Source organism: Nocardia coubleae NBRC 108252 (assembly GCF_001612805.1).
Lineage (GTDB): Bacteria > Actinomycetota > Actinomycetes > Mycobacteriales > Mycobacteriaceae > Nocardia > Nocardia coubleae.
On sequence record NZ_BDBD01000011.1, the window covers coordinates 1,120,301 to 1,141,143 of the forward strand.

The window sequence follows — 20,843 nt, forward strand, 5'->3', positions numbered from 1 at the left end:
GGCGCCTACTCCGTTCCGTCTGCGGGGATGACCGCGGTACCGCGAGCGCGTACCGCGACCAGGGGTGGGTCGAGGACCTGCGCCCGGCCGGTGTCGTCGGAGCCGCGGCAGATCACCCGGAGCTCGAAATCGACCGTGCGGCTGCGGTTTCCCTTCTTCACCAGGGTTGCTTCGGCCTCGACGACATCGCCACCACGGACCGGGGCGAGGAATTCCACCGACGAGTAACCGGCGAACAACCCCTCATGGCCGTCCATTTCGATCGCGAGATTGGTGCCGACATCGCCGAAGAGCTTCAAGGCGTAGGCGCCGTCGACGAGGTTACCGGCGTAGTGGGCGTCGGAGAAGGCGACATACCGCCGGTGGACTGCGCTGCTCATGCGATCTCCTCGTGAATCGGGCCGACTGTGCGCGACGTCGCTTCGCCGTCGATCGCGACGCCGGGATAGCCCCGCTTGGCGATCTCGGTGCACATGCGGCGGTACTTGCCGACCCCGCCCAGGTAGCCCATGAAGGTGTTGGGTTTGCCCTCGATGTTCGAGCCCCGATACCAGGAGTCGGTGGTGGCGTACAGCGTCTGGGACACGGTCCACTCGGTGATGTCGACCCACTCCTGCTGGGCCTCGGGGGTGGCTTCGATCTGCGTCGCGCCGGTGTCGCGGGCGTGTTCGATCAGGTCGGCGATCCAGTCGACGGCCTGCTCGATGGTCACCACCACATTGCTGGCGAGCGCGGGACTCAGCGGGCCGCCGACCATGAAGAAGTTGGGGAAGTCGGCCGCCATGATTCCGAGGTAGGAGCGGATACCGTCACTCCACGCTTCCTGCAGTTTCTTGCCGGACGCACCGGTCAGGTTGAGCCCGTAGAGCGGGCCGGTGAAAGCGTCGAACCCGATCGCGAGCACGATGGCGTCCACCTCGTAGGTGCCGTTCGAGGTGACGATCGCGTTCTCGGTCATCGTCTCGATCGACTCTTCACGCAGTGAAACAAGCGACACGTTCGGCCGGTTGTAGGTCTCGTAGTAGTCCGTGCCGAAGACGCTGCGCTTGGCGCCGAGCGGGTGGTACTTGGGGACCAGCCGTTCCGCGGTGACCGGGTCTTTCACGATCTCGCGGATCTTGTCGTGGATGAACTCCGACGCGGTCCGGTTCGCTTCCTCGTCGAACAGCAGGTCGGCGAATTCCGCGCCGACGCCGAGGAACCCGCTGCGCTCGTAGGCCGCCTCGTACCGGCGCTTGCGCTCGGAGTCCGAGACATCGAAGGCCCGGTCGGTGACGGGGCGATCGGGAATGCCACCCGGCGAGTGCCTGCACTCCTCCCGAATCGCCACATAGTTGTCCTTGACGGCGGCGACCTGGTCGGGGGCGAGTTCGGCGTTGCGGGCGGGCATCACGTAGTTCGGGGTGCGCTGGAACACCGTGAGGTGCTCGGCGACCTCGGCGATCAGCGGAATCGCCTGCACGCCGGAGGATCCCGTGCCGATCACGGCGACGCGCTTGCCCGCGAGGTCGTCGAGGGAGATGTTCCACCGGCTCGTCGACACCTTCAACCCGGTGAAGTTCGACAGGCCGGGCACGTCGAAGTCCTTCGGCGTCGACAGGCCGCCCGCACCCGAGATCAGATAGCGGCTGCGCCGGATCTCACCGTTGTCGAGCCGCACCTCCCAGAGCCGATCGGCGGCGTTCCAGGTGGAGGCGACCACGCGGGTGTTGAAGGTGAAGTGCTTGCGCAGGTCGAAGCGGTCGGCGACATGCTCGATGTAACTGAGGATCTCGGCCTGCGGGGCGAAGCGCTGGCTCCACGTCCACTCCTGCTGGAGTGCCTCGTCGAAGGAGTAGGAGTAGTAGATGCTCTCGACGTCACAGCGTGCGCCCGGGTAGGTGTTCCAGAACCAGGTGCCGCCGACGCTGGGTCCGGCTTCGAAACCGGCGAAGGTCCAGCCCGCTGTGGTCAGCCGGTGGGCGAGGTACACGCCGGTGAAGCCGGCGCCGACACCGATGACGTCGACAACCTCTTGGTCGGTGGTTGAGGTGGAGTTCATGGCAGTGGCCGCTTTCGTTGAGGGAGTCGATTACATGGGGAGATCGGGGGAATCGACGCCGACAACGCGGTCGCCGCAGAACACCCGGACGGACTCACCGGGGGCGTGACCGCCGATTCCGGAAGTGCCCCAGAAGCTTTGGGCCGATCCGTCGGCCAGATCGGCGACCTTGGCGCCGTTGACGCGCACCTCGCCGGACAGGATTCGCGAGCCGACATCGACGGCGCGGTTCAGGTCGCCGCCGAACACGTAGGCGTCGAGCCCCGACGGGTCGGCGTTGGCCACGCGCAGCGCGTCCTCGTCGGACTCCACGGCGTGCAGGCTGATCAGCGGGCCGAACAGTTCGGCGGTGGCCAGCGACGCGTCGACGCCCGTCGCGACGGTCGGCGACAGGAAGAAACCGCCGAGGTCGGGGAGCTTCGCGGGCTGGTGGATGGTCGCGCCATGGGTGCGAAGCCCTTCGATCCGGCTCTGCAGCGTCGCGAAGTGCGGGGCGTTGGAGATGGGGCCGAGTTCGGTGCTCTCGTCGAGCGAGTTGCCGATCTCGATGTGGGCGATCCGGTCCAGCAGCGCCTCGAGCAGCGGTTGGACCAGGCTCTTGTGCGCGAGCACCTTGCCGGGGCCCTCGCACCACTGACCGTTGAGCTTGGTCATCCCGTCGAGGATGCCGTCGGCCGCCACGTCGATATCGGCGTCGTCGAGCACCAGGGCCGGATTGTTGCCGCCGAGCTCGAGCTGGAGCACCTTGAAGTCCTCGGCGGCCGCGCGGGCGATCGCCCGGCCGGCGTTCGGGCCGCCGGTGAAGGAGACGATCTTCACGCGCCGGTCACCGGTGACGGCGGCGCCCACGTCACCCGCGCCGTGCAGCAGCTGCAACGCGCCGGCGGGCAGTCCGGCCTTGACGAAGCTCTCGACGATGATCTGGGCGCTGCTCGGCGCGTGTTCGGACGGCTTGAGGATCACCGGGCAGCCGGCGGCCAGCGCGCTCACCATCTTCGCGGCCGGAATGAAACTCGGGCCGTTCCACGGGGTGAGGATGGCGGCCGGGCCCCACGGGACCTTGTACAGCCGCACGTCCCGGCCACCGGCCTCGAGCGCGGTGCGACGCGGGATGGTCCGCAACTCCGCGGCCGCCGCACGGATCCGGTACGGCAGGAACTGCGCGACCATCCGGGCCTTGGCGATCGGGACACCGCTGGTGAGAGCGTCGGTGCGGGCGATGTCCTCGATGCGGGACTCGACGATGTCGGCCGCGCGCTCGATGATCTCGGCGCGTTCCTCGCTCGCCGCGTCGTCCCAGCGTTCGAAACCGTAGGACTGCTCGGCATGGCGCAGGGCGCGTTCCACGTCCTCAGGGGTGGTGGTGACGGCGCGGTGCACCGGCAGGCCGGTGTTGGGGTCGAGGTTCCAGGCGTCGGGAATCGTCGCGCACTCGGACCACTCGTCGGCGATGTAGTTGATCGGTTGGGGCAGTTGGGGATTCGTCATCAGGTGCTCCTTCGGTGCGCGAACGGATCTCAGACAGTGAGGTCGGCGACGATGCGGGTGACTTCGCCGGACTTCATCGCCTCGAAGCCCTTGTCGACGTCGTGGAACGGGATGACATCGCTGACCATCTCGTCGAGCAGCAGCCGCCCCTGCTGGTACAGGCGGGCGAACTGGGCGATGTCCTCCTGCGCCTGTCCCGACCCCATGTAGGAACCGATGAGACGCTTCTCGGAGAAGAAGAAGTTCCACGCGGGCAGCTTCAGATCGGTGCCGTCGGGAGCGATACCGACCAGGCACGCGGTGCCGGTGGGGCGCAGCACCTCGAGGGCGGTGGCCGCGGTCCGCGCGCTGCCGACGGCTTCGAAGGAGTAGTCCACGCCGTCCCCGAGCAGGTTCTGGATCTCGGCGGCCACATCGGCCGCGCCGTTCACGACGTGGGTGGCGCCGTAGGTCCTGGCGGCGGCGAGGCGGGCGTCGTCGAGGTCGACGGCGACGATCGCCGAGGCACCGGCCAGCCGTGCGCCCTGGATGATGGCCGAACCCACACCGCCGCAACCGATCACGGCGACGGTGGCGCCGGGACGCACTTCGGCACCACGGAACACGGCGCCGACACCGGTGATGATGCAGCACGAGAGCAGGCAGCCTACGTGCAGACCCACCTCGTCGGCCACCTTCACCAGCGCGTTCTCGCGCATCAGGGTGTGCCGGGAGAACGCACCGACATCGCCGAGGCGATGGACGACCCGCCCGTCGGGCAGCTGGAAGGCGGGGCGGGGACGCTGCCGGATCTGGGTGATGCGCTGGCACTGGGTCGAGTGACCGACCTGGCAGTTGCGGCACTGCCCGCACGAAGGCGTGAGAGCGCCGACGACGCGATCGCCGGGACGCAGCGTGGTCACCGCCGAGCCGACCGACTCGACCACGCCCGCCACCTCGTGCCCGACCACCACGGGTAGGTCGGCGCCGACGGTGCCGGTCATGTAGTGCAGGTCGCTGTGGCACAGACCGACATTCGAGACCGCGAGGCGAACCTCGTTGGGCTCCGGGTCGTCGACCAGGATCTCGGTGAACTCCAGCGGTTCACCGACCGCCGTGAGGACAGCTGCTTCGGTGGTGATCATGATCGGCTCCGATCTCGGTTGCTCTGCGCGGGCGCCGGGGACGCCGCGTTCTTCGATGTCCAGAAACTTTCGATGCCCTCGCTGAAGGCGCCGGACTCCCAGGCCTGGCGGGCGGCGTCGTCCTCGCGGGCGAACGCGGCCTCGATCTCGGCGGGCAGCGGCCGCAGCAGGCCCAGGTGCAATGCCGTGATGCGGGGATCGGAGTTCCACTGGCGGGCCACCTCGACGGCGCGGTCGACCAGCATCTCCGGGGCGACGATCTCGTCGAGCAGACCGATGCGCAGGGCCTCCTCGGCGGCGACTCGCTGCGAGCCGAGGACGATGCGCATCGCGTGGTTGCGGACCAGCCTGCCCATCAGGAAGCTCGAGGCGTTGGAGATGATGATGCCGCGGTGGTTCTCCGGCTGGAAGTACTCGGCGGCCGGGCTGCCGATCCGCCCGTCACAGGACAGCGTGATCTCCGAGGCGCCGCCGACGGCGATCCCGTTCACCGCCGCGATCACCGGGACCTTGGTCTCGAAAATCGCGCGGGTGACGTCGTGGAAGGTCGAGACCGCCTCGCGGATCTCCTCGTACGTGGACGGAACCGCCTGCAGGTCCTCCCCCGCGGAGAAGGCCCGGCCGGTGCCGGTGAGCACGATCCCGCGCACCAGATCGCCGGTGCCGAAGTGGCGGATGGTCTGCGCGAGCAGCACCCGGGTGGCCACATCGAGCACGTTCAGCTTCGCCGGGCGGTTCAGCGTGAGCACCGCGACGTCGTCGTCGATGCGTACGTCCAGATAGTTGTCGGTCATGTCCGGCTCCTCAGTCGCGCGGTGGTTGCAGGTCGTAGGTGGTGCCGGGGTTCTCGGCGGCGCGTGCCTTCAGCGCGGGTTTGGACACCCGCTCGGACGGGGTGCGCGGGAAGTCGGCGACGAATTCCACGTAGCGCGGAAGTTTGAAGCGCGCCAATTGGTTTCGTGCGTCGTCGAGGATGCGCTGCGCGGTCTCGCGGCTCTCCGCGACACCGGGCGCCAGCTGCACGAAGGCCTTGACCTCCTCGCCGAACAACTCGTCCGGTACCCCGACGACGGCGGTGGCGACAACGCTGTCGTCGCGTTCGAGCACGCGTTCGACCTCGGCGCTGGCGATGTTCTCCCCGCCCCGGCGCACCATGTCCTTGAGCCGGCCGACCAGGCGGTAGCTGCCTTCCTCGCGGACCGCGACATCGCCCGTGTGCAACCAGCCGTCACGCAGTACCTGGGCGGTGTCCTCGGGCCGGTTCCAGTAACCGAGCATCATCGGTTTGCCGGAGGTGACGAGTTCGCCGGATTCGCCCTCGCCGACTTCGCGGCCCTGGGGGTCGATCACCCGGACCTGCTTGGTCGGCACCGGCCGGCCGAGCCGCCCGCTGCCGACGTCCTCGGTGGATTCGGGCAGGCTGACCAGGTCGACGCCGCTCTCGGTCATCCCGAAGATCTCCCGCCACGGCGCGCCCCACCGCTGTTCGAGCTCGGCGTGCAAAGCGGCGGGAACCCCCGAGCACAGCACGATGCGCAGGTCGTTGTCGCGGTCCTGCGGGGTCGGCGCCTGCTTGTACAGCAGTGTCGGCATCGAACCGAGGACGTAGCAGAAGGTGGCCCGATGCTTGCGGACGTCGGCCATGAAGCCCGACGCGGAGAACCGGGGAAGCACCACCAGCGGCGCACCGATCGTCAGGCACAGTGCGGTGTTCCACTGCGGGTCCATGTAGGAGAACGGTTGTGAGGTGAGCGCCACGTCGTCGGGGCCGAGGTCGGTCGCGTTCGCGCAGACCCAGCCCAGCCGGGTCCAGTAGTCGTGGGTGAGCATGCACGCCTTGGGGAACCCGGTCGTGCCCGAGGTGTATTGGAGGTTGGCGAGCGTCTCGCCGGTGATGTCGAGTACCGGACGGCCCGCCGGGAGGTGCGCGAGTTCGCCGACCGCGGAAACGTCGATGATGCGGACGTCGGCCAGGTCGTCGGCGCCGGTGCGGACCTCTTCGACCAGGGCCCGATGCTCGGCGTCGGTGAAGATCAGCCGTGCGCCCGAATCGCGGAGCACGAATTCCAGGTCCGCGCGTTGATACGACGAGTTCACCGGGACCGTGACACCGCCCGCGCCGAGGATCGACAGCCAGGCCACCGGCCACTCGACGACGTTGGGGAGCATGATCGCCACCCGGTCGCCGGGGCGGACGCCGTCCTCGGCGACCAGTCGCCGCGCCAGGCGCGATGTCCAGTCGTCGATCTCGCCGAACGTCCACGTGCCCGCCGTGAAGCGGAGGAACTCACGCTCGGGCGAGCGCGCGGCCTGGTCCGCCAGGAGATCGACGAGGGTGTCGATGGGCGGGTCCATGGCCAGGCGAGCGAGCGTGATCTCACGTTCGGGATGGACCGATTCGACTCGGGTCATGTCGTCCTCTTCGCGGTTGGCAGGTGATAGGTCGTCGGTCGACCTGCAGCCGGCCGGGTTTGCGGCCGAGCGCGGCGGGCGCGCCGTCACGGGTGTTTTCGATGGGCCTGGATCGCCGGTGGGTATGGCCACTGGTCGGTGGGAATGTGAGGCCTGCCATAACGGTAGCCGGAGTGGGTCATTTGATCAAGGCGTATGACCATCTTTTCTTCGCGACAGGCGCGGTCACACGTGAGCGATGCGCTGTCGTACTGGTAATGTCGAAGTTGACTTGATCAATCGTTCAGATATGAATCGACAGGAGTTACGCATGGCTCGCATTCCCGCCGCCGAACGCCGCGCCGATCTGGTGGCCGCGGCCGTGCGCGTGATCGCCGCCCACGGGGTAGACGGAGCCACGACGCGCCGCATCGCGGAAGAGGCGAGCGCTCCCCTGGCCACCCTGCACTACTGCTTCGCCACCAAAGAGGTGCTGTTCGCAGCGGTGTTCGAGTACCTCGCCAACGAGTACCGCGACGTGCTGCACCGCAGCGACGTCCACAGCGACACGCAGAACACGGCTCGCGGGCTGTTGCGCGGCGTACTCGAGTGGTATCTGGCGAACCCGGATTTCGGGGCGACCATCCTCGAGCTGATCAGCTGGGGTCAACGGGAGGGCGAGCAGGCCGAGGTCGTGTATGCCAAAGCCTTCTCGACCATGCACTCGATCCTCGAGGGCACCACCGTCGCGCCCGGCCGACCGGTCGACGCGGGCACGATCGACAAGCTGATCTACGTGGTGTCCGCGCTGTCCGACGGCTTCGCCCTCAATTGGCTGGTCTTCACCGACGAGAACGCGGCGCAGGCCCAGATGGCACTCACCCTCGGCGTGCTCGACGCCTGGATGGCGGTGAACCTGGGCGAGCCCGCCGCCCCCGCGGCCGAGCCGGTGGTCCATGAACCCGAGCCCGACATGCGCTCGCTGGTGTCGTGGGTTCGCATGGGCTGACCCGAGACGAAGTACACGCCGCTGTGGCCGCCACCGACGAGGTGGCGGCCACAGTCGTCGTTGTTCAGCGCTGCTCGGCGGCCGCTTCGACCAGCCAGCGCAGGGCGCCGTCGTCGGTGACCATCCACTCGGGATGCCATTGCACGCCGAGCACCGGGGCGCCGGGCAGCTCGATGGCCTCGGCGACGCCGTCCTCGGTGCGGCCGGTGACGACCAGCCCGTCACCGCACGCGTCGACCGCCTGGTGGTGCCACGAATTGGTGACGAGCCGATCGCCGAACACCTTCTGCGCCACCGTTCCCGGGTCGAAGGTGACGACGTGCCCGGGGTCGCCGTCCGAGAGCGGACCGGCCGCCGCCAGGTGCTCGATCGGCCCGGGCGGCAGGTCGGCGATCAGCGTGCCACCGAGGGTCACGTTGAGCACCTGCATGCCGCGACACACGCCGAGCAGCGGGATCTGCCGTTCGATCGCGACCGTGGTGAGCTCGGTCTCGAAGCGGTCGCGGTCGGGATCGTGCACCGACGGGTTGTCGACCGCGTCGATCTCACCGACCACCGACTCGTCGCCACCCCACCAGCGCGGGTGCACATCCTGACCGCCCGTGATCACCACACCCGACAGCCAGTCGCCGAGCGCGGCCGGATCGGCGTCGTAGGGCAGCATCACCGGCACGCCACCCGCGCGGGTGATCCGTTCCGCGAAATCGGCGAAGAAGGCGTCGGTGAGCCGTCGGCTGTAGCCCGGATGACTGCCGCTGATCAGGCCCATCCTGAACCGTCGTCCGGTGAGCCCGATCAGCGGTTTCACCGGGGTCGAGCGCGCGGTCACGGGAACTCGAAGTAGCGCGTGGATTCCCACTCCGACAGCTCGGCGAACGGATCGCCGCCGGTGGTGTGGAACTGCATCCATTCCCAGCGCCGCGTGCCGACCCAGTAGTCGACGAACTCGTCGCCGAGCTGCTCACGCAGGATCAGATCGGACTCGAGCGCGTCGGCCGCCTTGGTGATGGTGTCCGGCAGCCGTTCGAGATCCGGTGCGCACCAAGCCATGTCGCTGATCGGGTCGGCCGGTTCGAGCTTGCCGTCGATCCCGGCGATCACACCGGCCAGAATCGTCGCGACCGCGAGGTACAGGTTGGCGTCGGCACCCGGAACGCGGTACTCGAGGCGCGAGTACTTCGGGTGACCACACACCGCGCGCACGGCTGTCGTCTTGTTGGCGATGCCCCACGTCACCGTGGTCGGCGGCCCGCTCAGGTCGACCAGGCGGCGGAAGGAGGTGATCTGCGGGAGCATCACCGAGGTCGCGCCGCGCATCGTCGCGAGCAGTCCGGCGACCGCGTGCCGCATGGTGTCCGACGGCCCGTCGGCGGCGTAGAACGCATTGACACCGTCGCGCTGCAACGACAGGTTGACGTGTGAGGCCTGGCCGTAACCGGCGGTCGGTTTGGCCATGAAGGTGACGGTGTGACCGAGCTCGAAGGCCACCTCACGCATCACCTGCCGGGCGCGAGCCCAGTTGTCGCACACCGAGATCGGGTCGGCGGGGACGAGATTGAGCTCGACCTGACCGGCCGCGTCCTCATCGCTCCACGCCTCCCACTCGATGCCGATCTCCTCGAGCCGTCGCGCGACCGCCGACATGTAGTCGACCCAGTCCTTGGACTTGGCCAGGTTGTAGGCGGTGCCCGCGGATCCGCCGAGCGGGGTGAGATCGCGGTACCCCTTCGCGCGTGCCTCGTGCACCGACTCCTGGAACAGGGTGGCCTCGATCTCGACGGCGATGGTCGCGGTGAAACCGCGGTCGGCGAGCCGATCGACCAGCTTGCGGGCGAGATTGCGCGGACAGGTGCCGATCGGGGTGCCGTCGGGCTGCCAGTAGTCACCGATCACCGACTGCACACCGGGCGCCCACTGCACCATGGTCGCCGGGTCGGGCCGGAACTGCAGGTCGGCGAGATGACCGCGCCAGTCGGGGTAGGCGAACCCGAGCGTCGGCGCGTTGCCGAGGTCGAGACCGAACAGCAGGTCGGCCATCGCGAAACCGGAGTCCGCGCAGGCGGTGTACTTCGCGGGCGAGACGTTCTTGCCGTGGAACGAGCCGTCGTGATTGGTCGACTCGATCCGGACCGTGTGCACGCCCGGCTCGAGAACCGTTGCGGTGGTGGCGATTTCAGACATCGTAACGAACCTTCCAGGAGGCGCCGACCAGTACGGACAGCTGCGAGAGCGTGCCGCGCACGCCGACGAGGCCGGTGGACAGAGCGGCGAGCAGATCGACCGCGCCGGTGAAGACGGCGGCCAGCAGGTCCGGCGGGCCCGCGATGACGTAGTGGGTCTCCCCCTCACCCGCGACGACCTGCTCCACGCCGTCGGGTCCTTCGATGACGGCGACGAGCATGTCGGGGATGCCGGGTACCGAGCGGGCCTTCTCCCAGAAGCTCAGCGCGGCGGTCTTCCAGTCCGGCAGCGGCGGCGACAGCAGGGCGACCGCGGCGGCCGCGAACTCCGCCGAGCCGACGGGCTCGCCCACCGGGGCGAAGAACTGGTTCAGATCGACGGTCGCGTCGAGGTCGGGCTCGACGAACACACCGCCCGACACCGCGATCGCGCCGTCGGCGAGGGTGATCGTGGCCGCCTGCGGTGTGTCGTGGGAACGGATCGCGATCGTGCCGGTGAGTCCGGCGGGCAGCAGCGAGCTGTCGGCGCGGAGGGAATCGGCGATGGTCCGGGCGATCAGCCGGACGATCGGACTTGCGTCGTCCTCGATCCGGATGTCGACCCCGGCGACCGCCTCGGCCCCGCGCGTCGCGGGACCGATCGTCGTTTCGGTCATCTTGTTGTCCTTTCGATGCGACGAGATCGCGTGCGCGGTACACCGTCGACAGCGGATCCCAAATGGAACGTGAACTTCTAGTCAAATGTCTGGGTCACGTGACTATGATGGTGAGGCACAGATCACTTCTTGTCAACGACGAGCGAGGATTTCCCATGAACGACGACACTCCCGCGAGCTGGAAACTGCTCGATGACCAGGCGACGGCCGTAGCGACCATGATCAGCCGGATCTTGGCGAAACCCCTCCACGAACTGGGTCCGGAGCAAGCTCGCGCGCTGGTGAACTCGGCACCGTCGGCCGAGCCGATCACCCCGCTCGACCATGTGGCACAACTGACCGTGCCGACCCGAACCGGCACCATCGCGGCGCGCCTCTACCGCGCGAACGCGACGACCACGACTGCCGCACCCACCCTGGTCTACCTGCACGGCGGCGGTTTCGTCCTCGGCACCCTCGACGGCGCCGACGAGCTGTGCCGGGCCATCGCGGACAAATCGGGGTGGACAGTTGTGTCACTCGAGTACCGCCTGGCGCCGGAGAACCCCTACCCGGCGGCGCTGCACGACTGTGTCGACGCCTACGCCTGGCTGCGCCGATCGGCCGCCGACCTGGGCATCGACCCGGATCGGATGGCGATCGGCGGCGATTCCGCCGGGGGGAATCTCGCTGTCGCCCTGTGCCTTCACCGCCGCGAGAACGGCAGCGACCTGCCCGTCGCGCAGGTGCTCGCCTACCCCGCCGTCGACGACACGTTCACCAGGCCGTCGTGGTCGGAGTTCGCCGACGCACCGCTGCTCGGCGCCGCGGAAGGACGCTGGTTCTGGGAGCAGTACGTCGGGGCCGGACATCCCGGCGGCGATCCCCTGGCGGCGCCGATGCGGGCGGAATCGTTGCGGGACCTGCCGCCCGCGCTGGTCATCACGGCCGAGGTCGACCCGATCCGCGATGACGCCGAGGCGTACGCACGACGCTTGCGGGACGAGGGCGTGCCGGTGTCGTCGACCAGATACACCGGGGTCTTCCACGGCTTCTTCACCGAGGTCGGGGTGTTCCCGCAGACCGAGCAGGCGATCGACGAGGTCTGCGGGTACCTGCGCGATCTCGCGTCCCCGTAACTCGGATCTCGACGGTTGACCGGATCCGTCGCCGGTCATGTGACATGGTCAGTTGATCATGATGAGCCTGTCGGTCCGGTGGCGCTGGAGATGCGCCGCCGTACCGAGGCTTCGAGTCACAGCGCTTTCACGATGTCGTCGACTCGGTCCTTCGCGTCACCGAACAGCATCGCGGAGTTCTCGCGGAAGAACAGGGGATTCTGGACGCCGGCGTAGCCCGAGGCCATGGAACGTTTGAAGACGACGACGTTGTCGGCCTCCCACACCGTGAGGACGGGCATGCCCGCGATGGGGCTGGCCGGGTCCTCGGCGGCGGCGGGGTTGACGGTGTCGTTGGCGCCGATCACCAGGACCACGTCGGTCCCGGTGAAATCGTCGTTGATCTCGTCCATTTCCAGGACGATGTCGTAGGGCACCTTCGCCTCGGCCAACAGCACGTTCATGTGGCCGGGCAGCCTGCCCGCGACGGGGTGCACACCGAACCGCACGGTGACTCCCCGCTCGCGCAGCTTGCGGGTGAGTTCGGCGACGCCGTGCTGGGCCTGGGCCACGGCCATGCCGTAGCCGGGCGTGATGATCACCGACGACGCCCCGGCGAGCAGTTCGGCGACCGCATCGGCGCTGATCTCGCGGTGCTCACCCAGGTCGGTGTCACCGGCCGGGCCCGCGGTGATGCCGAAGCCGCCCGCGATCACCGACACGAACGAGCGGTTCATGGCCTTGCACATGACATAGGACAGATAGGCACCCGAGGAACCGACCAGCGCACCGGTGATGATCAGCAGATCGTTGCCGAGCAGGAAGCCCGACGCGGCCGCCGCCCAGCCGGAGTAGCTGTTGAGCATCGACACCACGACCGGCATGTCGCCGCCGCCGATGGAGGCCACCAGGTGCCAGCCGAGCAGCAGTGCCACGACCGTGATCGCCACCAGCGTCCACAACCGGGGGTCGAGGACGAACCACACGGTCAGCGCGGCGAACAGCACAAGTGCGCCGACATTGAGAATGTTCTTGCCCGGCAACATCATCGGTGCCGACGCGATGCGCGCCGACAGCTTCAGGTAGGCCACGATCGAGCCGGTGAACGTCACCGCGCCGATGAACACCCCGATCGCGACCTCGGCACCGTGGATTCCCAGTAGTCCGTCGGCGCGCAGCAGCGCGGCCTCGGCGCCGCCGGGATGTCGTTCGACATGCAGGTAACCGTTCCAGCCGACCAGCACCGCCGCCACACCGACGAACGAATGCAGCAGCGCGATCAGCTCGGGCATCCCGGTCATCTCGACGACCCGGGCCCGCCACAGGCCGATCGCCGCGCCGATCGCGGTGGCGCCCACCAGCAACAGCAGGCCTGAGGGCTCGATGTCGCGGCTGATCGCGAGGACGACGGTGGCGCCGAGGGCCACCGCCATTCCGACGATGCCGAAGGTGTTGCCCATCTTCGCGGTGTCGTGCCTGGCCAGGCTGCCCAGCGCGAGGATGAACAACAGCGCCGCGACGAGGTAGGCCGAATCGGCCACGGTTTCAACGGAAATCATGAGAATTCGCTCCGGGGTCGGGCGCAGCTCAGCTGCGGGAGAACATGGCGAGCATGCGGCGGGTCACCGCGAAGCCACCGAAGATGTTGATGCTCGCCAGCAGGATCGCCGCGCACGACAGGCCGGTGATCCACGCATCGCCGTGCCCGATCTGCAGCAGCGCGCCGACCACGATGATCCCGGAGATCGCGTTGGTCACCGACATCAACGGGGTGTGCAGCGCGTGATGGACATGGCCGATCACGTAGTAGCCGATCACGATCGCGAGCGCGAAGACCGTCAGATGGCCCTGGAGCGCGGGTGGTGAGATCGCGATCAGCCCGAACACCGCGGCCGCGGCGATCAGTACCAGCCCGATGCGGCGCGCGGCGGACAGGGGCTCCTTCGCCGCGGCCGGTTCCGGCGGTTCGACGGGTTCGGCCGCCGGTTTCGCCGAGACGGCGACCGGGGGCGGCGGCCAGGTGATTTCGCCGCCGCGCACGACGGTGATGGATCGCTGGACGACATCGTCGAAGTCCAGGACCAGCCTGCCGTCCTTGCCCGGGGTCATCAGCTCGATCAGGTTCGCCACGTTCGTGCCGTAGAGCTGGGAGGCCTGCGTGGGCAGGCGACCGGCGAGGTCGGTGTAACCGATGATGGTGACGCCGTTGTCGGTGACGATCGCCCGGTCGGTGACGGTGCCCTCGACATTGCCACCGTTCTGCGCGGCCATGTCGACGATGACACTGCCGGGCTTCATCGAGGCCACCATCTCGGCGGTGATGATGCGCGGCGCCGGGCGCCCGGGGATCAGCGCGGTGGTGATGATGATGTCGACGTCGGCGCACTGCTCGGCGTACAGCTGAGCCTCGCGCGCCCGGTAGTCGTCGCCCATCTCCTTGGCGTACCCGGTGGCCGACACCTCCGCCTCGGCGGAGTCAATCGAAAGGTATTCGCCGCCAAGGGATTTCACCTGGTCGGCGACTTCCGGGCGCGGGTCGGTTGCCCGCACGACCGCACCGAGACTGCCCGCGGCACCGATGGCGGCCAACCCGGCCACCCCGGCACCGACGACCAGCACCTTGGCGGGTGGCACCTTGCCCGCGGCGGTGACCTGGCCGGTGAAGAACCGGCCGAACGCGTGGGCGGCCTCCACGACCGCGCGATAGCCCGCGATATTCGCCATCGACGACAGCACGTCCAGCGACTGGGCCCGCGAGATCCGCGGCACGGCATCCATCGCCAAGGCGGTGAGCGGCCGCTTGCCGAGCTCGGTGACCACGTCGGGGTCGTTCAGCACCCCGAGCAGACTGATGACGGTGGTGCCGGGGTTCAGGTCGGCGAGCTGGTAGGTGGCGGGGGCATTGACGCCGAGCACGATGTCGGCGGCGCGAGCGTCGCCGATCGTGGCACCCGCCTCGACGTAGGCGTCGTCGGAGAACGACGCGAGGGTGCCCGCGCCCGGGTCGACCACCACCTCGTAGCCGAGCCGGACGAGCCGGGTGACCGTCGCCGGAGTGGCGGCCACCCGGGTCTCGCGTGGGCGTGCTTCGCGCAGGACACCGATGATCATGGTCGGGGCACCTCGACCAGCTCGGCCAGCCGCACCCGGTGTGCCCCGGCGGTACCGAAGGCGAGCTGGTCGGCCTTGGCGCGCTTGAGGTACAGATGGGCCGGATGCTCCCAGGTCATGCCCATGCCGCCGTGCAGCTGCACCGCCTCCTCACCGGCGTGGACCGCGAGGTCGCTGCAGAACGCCTGGGCCACCGAGGCCGCGACGGGCGCGTCGGTGTCGTCGGTGGCGAGCGTGGCGGCCGCATAGCGGGCAGCGGCGTTGCCGGATTCGACCGCGGTGTAGAGGTCGGCCAGCCGGTGTTTGATCGCCTGGAATCCGCCGACCACGCGGCCGAACTGGCGACGTTCCCGCAGGTACGCCACGGTCTCGTCGAGGCACCACCGCGCCACGCCGTACTGCTCGGAGGCGAGCAGGGCGGTGCCCGCGGCGAGCGCCCGGCGCACCGCCGCCTCGCCGTCGGCGACCACGAGTTCGCCTGCGGCGCCGTCGAACTCGAGGTCGGCGAGCTGGCGGGTCATGTCGAGGGAGACGACCGCGGTGAGTCGCGCGTCGGCGGTCGAAACCGCGTACAGCGCGATACCTTCGGGCCCGGTGGCCGGGACAAGCAGCACGTCGGCCTCGAGCGCACCGGCGACACTGGTGACAGTGCCTGTCAGCCGTCCGTCGTCGGCCGACACGGTGGGCAGCGCGCCGTGAGCGGCAGTCGTCAGCGGCACGGCCAGTGCGGCCGTGCGCTCCCCCGCCGCGAGCTGACCGAGCAGTGCCGAACCGGAGCCGAGCAGTGCGGCCGTCGCGACCACGGCACTGGTCAGGAAGGGCACCGGGGCGACGAAACGCCCGAGCTCCTCGAGCACCACCGCCGCCTCACGAGCCGAGGCACCCGCGCCCCCGTCCGCTTCGGGAACGAGCAGCCCGGCCAGGCCGAGGTCGACGGCGATGTTCTTCCACAGGCCCGCGACCAGCGCACGGTCGCCGTCGTAGAGGGCGGTGACCGCGCCGGGTTCGCAATGCGCGGTCAGCACCGAGCGCACCACGGCGCGCAGGTCGTCCTCGACTTCGGTGTAGAGCAGATCAACGTCGGTCATCGCGCGACTTCTTTCCAGGGACGGTCCTTGTCGGTACGCGGCTCGGCGGGCAGGCCGAGAATGCGTTCGGACACGATGTTTCGCAGGATCTCGGAGGTGCCGCCCTCGATGGAATTGCCCTTGGCTCGCAGGTAGCGGTATCCGGCGTCGCGGGCGTTCATGTCGACACGCTCCGGACGGACCATGGTCCAGTCGGAATAGCGAAGGCCGTCCTCGCCGAGCAGTTCGACCTCGAGTCCGGACAGCTGCTGCGCGATCCGCGCGAAGGACAGCTTCATCGCCGAGCCCTCCGGACCTGGCTGTCCCTGAGCCAGCTTCTGGCGCAGGCGAAGTCCGGTGAGCCGGGCGACCTCGGCGTCGACCCACAGCCGCAGCAACCGGTCGTGCAGTTCCGGGGTGCGCCGATCCGGGTTCGCCCGCCACGTGTCGGTGACCACGCCGATGAGCCCCGATTCGCGGGCACTCGCCCGGCCGCCGATGGCGACGCGCTCGGTGTTGAGGGTGGTGTTGGCGATGCGCCACCCGTCGCCCTCGGCGCCGAGGCGCTGTTCGTCGGGGACGCGGGCGTCGGTGATGAAGACCTCGTTGAACTCGGCCTCACCGGTGATCTGGCGCAGCGGCCGCACCTCGACACCCGGCTGGGTCATGTCGATCAGGAAGTACGACATGCCACGGTGTTTGGGGACGTTCGGGTCGGTGCGGGCGAGCAGGATGGCGAACTGTGCCAGGTGCGCGCTCGAGGTCCACACCTTCTGCCCGTTGACCACCCACTCGTGACCGTCGCGGACCGCGCGGGTGCTGACATTGGCCAGGTCGGAGCCGGCGCCGGGTTCGCTGAACAGCTGGCACCAGATCTCCTCGCCCGTCCACAGCGGACGCAGGAAACGCTTCTTCTGCTCCTCGGTACCGCAGGCCAGGATGGTCGGACCCGCCATGCCGAGACCGATCACGTTGGCCGCCGGATTGTTGTCCGGGGCCCCGGCCTGCTCGAAGAGCTGGTCCACCTCGGGCTGCCAGCCGTGCGGCAGACCGAGACCACCGTGACCTTCGGGGAAGTACACCCACGCCAGCCCCGCGTCGTAGCGAGCGCGCAGGAACTCCAGGCGCTCGGTGGTCGCGGGATCGTTGGCGGCGAGGAATTCCCGGATCCTGGTGCGGAGTTCGTCGATGGTCATCGGCCCTCCCGATGCTTGCGCAGCTCGTTCTTGGCCAGCGCGTTCTTGTGGACCTCGTCCGGTCCGTCGGCGAAACGCAGGGTGCGGTTGCCCGCGTAGGCGGCGGCCAGCGAGAAGTCCTGGGACACACCGGCGGCGCCGTGCACCTGGATGGCTTTGTCGAGAATCCACTGGACGGTGGCCGGGGTGGCGATCTTGATCGCCTGGATCTCGGTGTGGGCGCCCTTGTTGCCCACGGTGTCCATCAGCCACGCGGTCTTGAGCACCAGCAGCCGCAACTGCTCGAGCTTGACCCGCGACTCGGCGATCCAGTCGCGGATCACGCCCTGCTCGCTGAGCGGCTTGCCGAAGGCGACACGCTCCTCGGCGCGGGCGCACATCGCCTCGATGGCCCGCTCGGCCACGCCGATGGCCCGCATGCAGTGGTGGATACGGCCGGGCCCGAGGCGGGCCTGCGCGATGGCGAAGCCGTACCCTTCGCCGCCGATCAGATTGGTGGCCGGGACCCGCACATCGGTGAAACGCATCTCCGCGTGGCCACCGTGATCGTGGTCGTCGTAGCCGAAGACCTCCATGCCGCGAATGATCTCCACGCCAGGGGTGTCGCGCGGGACCAGGATCATCGACTGCTGCTGGTGCCTGCTCGCGGTCGGATCGGTCTTGCCCATCACGATGAAGATGCGGCAGTTGGGGTTCATGGCGCCGGTGATCCACCACTTGCGCCCGTTGAGCACGTAGTCGTCGCCGTCGCGCTCGATGCGGGTGGAGATGTTGGTCGCGTCGGAGGAGGCCACATCGGGTTCGGTCATCGCGAACGCCGACCGGATCCGCCCGTCCAGCAACGGCTCGAGCCATTCCTTGCGCTGCTCTTCGGTGCCGAATTGGGCCAGCACCTCCATGTTGCCGGTGTCGGGTGCCGCGCAGTTGAGCGTGGCCGGCGCCAGATGGCCACTGCGCCCGGTGATCTCGGCCAGCGGTGCGTACTGCAGGTTGGTCAGCCCGGCACCTTCCTCGCCGGGCAGGAACAGATTCCACAGGCCGCGCCTGCGGGCCTCGGCCCGCAGTTCGGTCATGATCGACACCGAATCCCAGGCCCAGCGGTTGTCGAGCTGGGACACCTGTTCACGGAACACCGGTTCGGCCGGGTAGACGTGGGTGTCCATGAAGTCGAGCAGCGAGGCACGCAATTCCTCGGTGCGGGCGTCGTAGGCGAAATCCATCAGCGGTACTCCTTCAGTGCGGTGAGGCCGGTTTCGAGGAGGGGCTCGATGGCCGAACCGATGGCATCGAAACCTTCGCCGACAGTCTGGCCGTGCAGATAGCGGTAGTGGATGCCTTCGAGGATCGCGGCCAGTTTGAACGCGGCGAGCCCGAGGTAGAAACCGAACCGCGACATGTCGCGCTCGCTGCGCGCGGTGTAGCGGGCGATGATCTCGTCCTCGGTCAGGAAGCCCGGTGCCACCGTCGCGTCGGCCACCACGGCGCTGCCCGCCCTGGCCGCGAGGCGGCCGTAGACGACCATCAGCGCCAGGTCGGTCAGCGGATCACCGAGGGTGGCCATCTCCCAGTCGACGACCGCCGCGAGCCGGTCCGTGGGATCGGTGAGCACATTGTCGAGCCGGTAGTCACCGTGCACGATGCCCACCGCCGACTCGGCGGGGACGTCCGCGGCGAGCAGCGCGTGCAGTTCCTCGGCCAGCGGGAGGTCGCGGGTGTGCGACGCGTCGAGCTGCTTCTTCCACCGGCGCACCTGGCGTTCCAGGAAACCCTCGGGACGACCGAAATCGGCCAACCCGACTGCCGCGGGATCGACCGCGTGCAGTACCGCGAGGGTGTCGATCAGATCGGTCGAAATGGCGCGGGTGCGTTCGGGTCCCAGCTCACGCAGTTCAGCGGCAGTCCGGTACGGCGTGCCCTCGACGTACTCCATCACGTAGAAGGGGGCACCGAGCACGGTGTCGTCCTGGCACAGTGCGTACATGGTCGGCACCGGGACGTCGGTGTGCTGCAGGGCTGCCATCACCCGGTATTCGCGGGCCATGTCGTGAGCGGTGGCCAGCACGTGACCCAGCGGGGGCCGGCGCACGATCCACCGGCTGGTGCCGTCGGTGACCGCGTAGGTCAGGTTCGACTTGCCGCCCGCGATCAGCGAGCCGCTCAGGGCCGAGCCCGCCACCGGCAGCTGACCACGGAGCCAGGTGGAGAGCCGACCGAGATCCAGGCCGGGAAGGTCGGCCCGGGTCTCCATCAGGCCACCACGAGGGTCAGCGATTCGACCACGCAGACCGGCTTGTCGCCGCCTTCGCGCTCGACCGTCACCCGGGATGTGACCAGGTGGCCGGCAGCACCCGCCGCGACCGAGACCAGCTCGATGCCGGCGCGCACCTTCGAGTCCACCGGGACCGGCGCCGGGAAACGCAGCTTGTTGGCGCCGTAGTTGACGGCCATCTGCACGCCCTCGACCCGGTACACCTGCGGGACCAGCAGCGGCAGCAGCGACAAGGTCAGGTAACCGTGCGCGATCGTGGTGCCGAACGGACCCGCGGCGGCCTTCTCGGTGTCGATGTGGATCCACTGGTGGTCACCGGTCGCGTCGGCGAACGCGTTGATCTGCGCCTGGGTGATGGTGTGCCACCCGGAGTAGCCCAAATGGGTTCCGACAGCGCCCTCGAGTTCGGCGACGCCCTGGAAAATTCTCATGCCTTCGGCCCTCCCGCGACGTAGAGCACCTGACCGGACACGAAACCCGCTCCCTCACTGGCGAAGAACGACACGGCGTGCGCGATGTCCTCGGGCACACCGGTCCGCGCGACCGGAATCTCCTTGGCCGCACCGGCTTTGAAGTCCTCGAACGGAATGCCGACGCGTGCCGCGGTGGCCGCGGTCATCTCGGTCTCGATGAAACCGGGGGCGATGGCATTGGCGGTGACGCCGAACTTGCCGAGCTCGAACGCGAGGGTCTTGGTGAAGCCCTGCACGCCCGCCTTGGCCGCGGCGTAGTTGGCCTGGCCACGGTTGCCCAGCGCCGAGGTGCTCGACAGGTTGACGATGCGGCCGAACTTCGCTTCCGTCATGTACTTCTGGACCGCGCGGGTCATCAGGAACGCGCCGCGTAGGTGCACGTTCATCACGGTATCCCAGTCGTCGGTGGTCATCCGGAACAACAGGTTGTCGCGGATGACACCCGCGTTGTTGACCAGCACGGTCGGGGCACCCAGCTCGGCGACGACCCGCTCGACGGCGCCGGTGACGGCCGCCTCGTCGGCGACATCGGCGCCGACGGCGATCGCCCGGCCGCCCGCGGCCTGGATCTGCTCGACGACCGGCTTACAGGCGACCTCGTCGAGGTCGATCACGGCGACGGCCATGCCGTCGGCGGCGAGCCGACGGGCGACGCCGGCGCCGATGCCACGGGCGGCGCCGGTGACGATCGCGGTCTTGGTCGGTGTGCTCATTGTTTCTCCTGAGGTTTTCGCCAGTAGT

Annotated in this window: 19 protein-coding genes; 2 read left to right on the forward strand and 17 right to left on the reverse strand. The window is 68.8% G+C overall.

Annotated features, from left to right (window positions below; genetic code table 11):
- Window positions 1–5: 5 nt before the first annotated feature.
- The 6 genes from kal to NCO8_RS14220 are packed head-to-tail and all read right to left on the reverse strand — an operon-like array spanning window position 6 to window position 7,065.
- On the reverse strand, window positions 6–380 hold the full coding sequence (kal, locus tag NCO8_RS14195) for a 3-aminobutyryl-CoA ammonia lyase (protein WP_067494302.1): 375 nt from the start codon (window positions 378–380) through the stop codon (window positions 6–8).
- On the reverse strand, window positions 377–2,041 hold the full coding sequence (locus NCO8_RS14200; RefSeq protein ID WP_067639640.1) for a flavin-containing monooxygenase: 1,665 nt from the start codon (window positions 2,039–2,041) through the stop codon (window positions 377–379). The genes kal and NCO8_RS14200 overlap by 4 nt, the downstream gene beginning before the upstream one ends.
- A gap of 30 nt (window positions 2,042–2,071) precedes the next feature.
- Entirely contained in the window at window positions 2,072–3,529 is a 1,458-nt protein-coding gene (locus tag NCO8_RS14205) for an aldehyde dehydrogenase family protein (protein ID WP_067639642.1), read from the reverse strand.
- 29 nt (window positions 3,530–3,558) lie between these two features.
- The gene (locus NCO8_RS14210; RefSeq protein ID WP_067639644.1) at window positions 3,559–4,653 is read right to left on the reverse strand and encodes a Zn-dependent alcohol dehydrogenase; all 1,095 of its coding nucleotides are present in this window, start codon (window positions 4,651–4,653) and stop codon (window positions 3,559–3,561) included.
- Window positions 4,650–5,447: an enoyl-CoA hydratase/isomerase family protein gene (locus NCO8_RS14215; RefSeq protein WP_067639646.1), complete on the reverse strand. Its 798-nt coding sequence runs from the start codon at window positions 5,445–5,447 to the stop codon at window positions 4,650–4,652. The genes NCO8_RS14210 and NCO8_RS14215 overlap by 4 nt, the downstream gene beginning before the upstream one ends.
- Window positions 5,448–5,457: 10 nt before the next feature.
- Window positions 5,458–7,065, reverse strand: coding sequence for a class I adenylate-forming enzyme family protein (locus NCO8_RS14220; protein WP_067639648.1), 1,608 nt, complete (start codon window positions 7,063–7,065; stop codon window positions 5,458–5,460).
- Window positions 7,066–7,375: 310 nt separating this feature from the next.
- On the opposite strand from NCO8_RS14220, the gene NCO8_RS14225 reads away from it, so the two are divergent.
- Complete coding sequence (locus tag NCO8_RS14225; protein ID WP_067639650.1) at window positions 7,376–8,053, forward strand: TetR/AcrR family transcriptional regulator; 678 nt, start codon at window positions 7,376–7,378, stop codon at window positions 8,051–8,053.
- A gap of 64 nt (window positions 8,054–8,117) precedes the next feature.
- On the opposite strand, the gene NCO8_RS14230 is transcribed toward NCO8_RS14225, so the two are convergent.
- From NCO8_RS14230 to NCO8_RS14240, 3 genes are read right to left on the reverse strand one after another with little or no spacing between them, the layout of a single operon-like run.
- A complete protein-coding gene (locus NCO8_RS14230) occupies window positions 8,118–8,882 on the reverse strand; it encodes a gamma-glutamyl-gamma-aminobutyrate hydrolase family protein (protein ID WP_067639652.1) in 765 nt (254 codons plus the stop codon).
- Entirely contained in the window at window positions 8,879–10,234 is a 1,356-nt protein-coding gene (locus tag NCO8_RS14235) for a glutamine synthetase family protein (RefSeq protein ID WP_067639654.1), read from the reverse strand. The genes NCO8_RS14230 and NCO8_RS14235 overlap by 4 nt, the downstream gene beginning before the upstream one ends.
- Window positions 10,227–10,889, reverse strand: coding sequence for a hypothetical protein (locus NCO8_RS14240; RefSeq protein WP_067639656.1), 663 nt, complete (start codon window positions 10,887–10,889; stop codon window positions 10,227–10,229). Before NCO8_RS14240 ends, NCO8_RS14235 begins: the two co-directional genes overlap by 8 nt.
- Before the next feature lie 155 nt (window positions 10,890–11,044).
- On the opposite strand from NCO8_RS14240, the gene NCO8_RS14245 reads away from it, so the two are divergent.
- Window positions 11,045–12,007, forward strand: coding sequence for an alpha/beta hydrolase (locus NCO8_RS14245; protein ID WP_067639658.1), 963 nt, complete (start codon window positions 11,045–11,047; stop codon window positions 12,005–12,007).
- Between the two features lie 116 nt (window positions 12,008–12,123).
- Here NCO8_RS14245 and pntB read toward each other — a convergent pair whose 3' ends face one another.
- Genes pntB through fabG form a run of 8 tightly spaced genes read right to left on the reverse strand, consistent with a single transcriptional unit; the run spans window position 12,124 to window position 20,815 of the window.
- The gene (gene pntB, locus NCO8_RS14250) at window positions 12,124–13,545 is read right to left on the reverse strand and encodes a Re/Si-specific NAD(P)(+) transhydrogenase subunit beta (protein WP_067639660.1); all 1,422 of its coding nucleotides are present in this window, start codon (window positions 13,543–13,545) and stop codon (window positions 12,124–12,126) included.
- Between the two features lie 28 nt (window positions 13,546–13,573).
- Window positions 13,574–15,097, reverse strand: a complete 1,524-nt coding sequence (locus tag NCO8_RS14255) for a Re/Si-specific NAD(P)(+) transhydrogenase subunit alpha (RefSeq protein ID WP_067639662.1) — start codon at window positions 15,095–15,097, stop codon at window positions 13,574–13,576.
- Window positions 15,094–16,185: an acyl-CoA dehydrogenase family protein gene (locus tag NCO8_RS14260; protein ID WP_067639664.1), complete on the reverse strand. Its 1,092-nt coding sequence runs from the start codon at window positions 16,183–16,185 to the stop codon at window positions 15,094–15,096. The genes NCO8_RS14255 and NCO8_RS14260 overlap by 4 nt, the downstream gene beginning before the upstream one ends.
- On the reverse strand, window positions 16,182–17,360 hold the full coding sequence (locus NCO8_RS14265; protein WP_067639666.1) for an acyl-CoA dehydrogenase family protein: 1,179 nt from the start codon (window positions 17,358–17,360) through the stop codon (window positions 16,182–16,184). The genes NCO8_RS14260 and NCO8_RS14265 overlap by 4 nt, the downstream gene beginning before the upstream one ends.
- Complete coding sequence (locus NCO8_RS14270) at window positions 17,357–18,580, reverse strand: acyl-CoA dehydrogenase family protein (protein ID WP_067639668.1); 1,224 nt, start codon at window positions 18,578–18,580, stop codon at window positions 17,357–17,359. Before NCO8_RS14270 ends, NCO8_RS14265 begins: the two co-directional genes overlap by 4 nt.
- Window positions 18,580–19,608 carry a phosphotransferase family protein gene (locus NCO8_RS14275; RefSeq protein ID WP_067639669.1) on the reverse strand — a complete coding sequence of 343 codons (1,029 nt, stop codon included), beginning with the start codon at window positions 19,606–19,608 and terminating at the stop codon, window positions 18,580–18,582. The genes NCO8_RS14270 and NCO8_RS14275 overlap by 1 nt, the downstream gene beginning before the upstream one ends.
- Complete coding sequence (locus tag NCO8_RS14280; protein WP_067494251.1) at window positions 19,608–20,060, reverse strand: MaoC family dehydratase; 453 nt, start codon at window positions 20,058–20,060, stop codon at window positions 19,608–19,610. The genes NCO8_RS14275 and NCO8_RS14280 overlap by 1 nt, the downstream gene beginning before the upstream one ends.
- Window positions 20,057–20,815 (reverse strand): 3-oxoacyl-ACP reductase FabG, encoded by a 759-nt coding sequence (gene fabG, locus NCO8_RS14285; protein ID WP_067639670.1) that lies wholly within the window; start codon window positions 20,813–20,815, stop codon window positions 20,057–20,059. The genes NCO8_RS14280 and fabG overlap by 4 nt, the downstream gene beginning before the upstream one ends.
- Between the last annotated feature and the right edge of the window lie 28 nt (window positions 20,816–20,843).

Excerpts from the sequence above, each read along its gene's own strand:
- NCO8_RS14275 (WP_067639669.1), bottom strand. The coding sequence starts at position 19,608 with ATGGAGACCCGGGCCGACCTTCCCGGCCTGGATCTCGGTCGGCTCTCC.
- NCO8_RS14235 (WP_067639654.1), bottom strand. The coding sequence starts at position 10,234 with ATGTCTGAAATCGCCACCACCGCAACGGTTCTCGAGCCGGGCGTGCAC.
- NCO8_RS14200 (WP_067639640.1), bottom strand. The coding sequence starts at position 2,041 with ATGAACTCCACCTCAACCACCGACCAAGAGGTTGTCGACGTCATCGGT.
- NCO8_RS14280 (WP_067494251.1), bottom strand. The coding sequence starts at position 20,060 with ATGAGAATTTTCCAGGGCGTCGCCGAACTCGAGGGCGCTGTCGGAACC.
- NCO8_RS14265 (WP_067639666.1), bottom strand. The coding sequence starts at position 17,360 with ATGACCATCGACGAACTCCGCACCAGGATCCGGGAATTCCTCGCCGCC.
- NCO8_RS14215 (WP_067639646.1), bottom strand. The coding sequence starts at position 5,447 with ATGACCGACAACTATCTGGACGTACGCATCGACGACGACGTCGCGGTG.
- NCO8_RS14270 (WP_067639668.1), bottom strand. The coding sequence starts at position 18,580 with ATGGATTTCGCCTACGACGCCCGCACCGAGGAATTGCGTGCCTCGCTG.
- NCO8_RS14205 (WP_067639642.1), bottom strand. The coding sequence starts at position 3,529 with ATGACGAATCCCCAACTGCCCCAACCGATCAACTACATCGCCGACGAG.
- fabG (WP_067639670.1), bottom strand. The coding sequence starts at position 20,815 with ATGAGCACACCGACCAAGACCGCGATCGTCACCGGCGCCGCCCGTGGC.
- NCO8_RS14245 (WP_067639658.1), top strand. The coding sequence starts at position 11,045 with ATGAACGACGACACTCCCGCGAGCTGGAAACTGCTCGATGACCAGGCG.
- kal (WP_067494302.1), bottom strand. The coding sequence starts at position 380 with ATGAGCAGCGCAGTCCACCGGCGGTATGTCGCCTTCTCCGACGCCCAC.
- NCO8_RS14260 (WP_067639664.1), bottom strand. The coding sequence starts at position 16,185 with ATGACCGACGTTGATCTGCTCTACACCGAAGTCGAGGACGACCTGCGC.
- pntB (WP_067639660.1), bottom strand. The coding sequence starts at position 13,545 with ATGATTTCCGTTGAAACCGTGGCCGATTCGGCCTACCTCGTCGCGGCG.
- NCO8_RS14210 (WP_067639644.1), bottom strand. The coding sequence starts at position 4,653 with ATGATCACCACCGAAGCAGCTGTCCTCACGGCGGTCGGTGAACCGCTG.
- NCO8_RS14255 (WP_067639662.1), bottom strand. The coding sequence starts at position 15,097 with ATGATCATCGGTGTCCTGCGCGAAGCACGCCCACGCGAGACCCGGGTG.
- NCO8_RS14220 (WP_067639648.1), bottom strand. The coding sequence starts at position 7,065 with ATGACCCGAGTCGAATCGGTCCATCCCGAACGTGAGATCACGCTCGCT.
- NCO8_RS14240 (WP_067639656.1), bottom strand. The coding sequence starts at position 10,889 with ATGACCGAAACGACGATCGGTCCCGCGACGCGCGGGGCCGAGGCGGTC.
- NCO8_RS14225 (WP_067639650.1), top strand. The coding sequence starts at position 7,376 with ATGGCTCGCATTCCCGCCGCCGAACGCCGCGCCGATCTGGTGGCCGCG.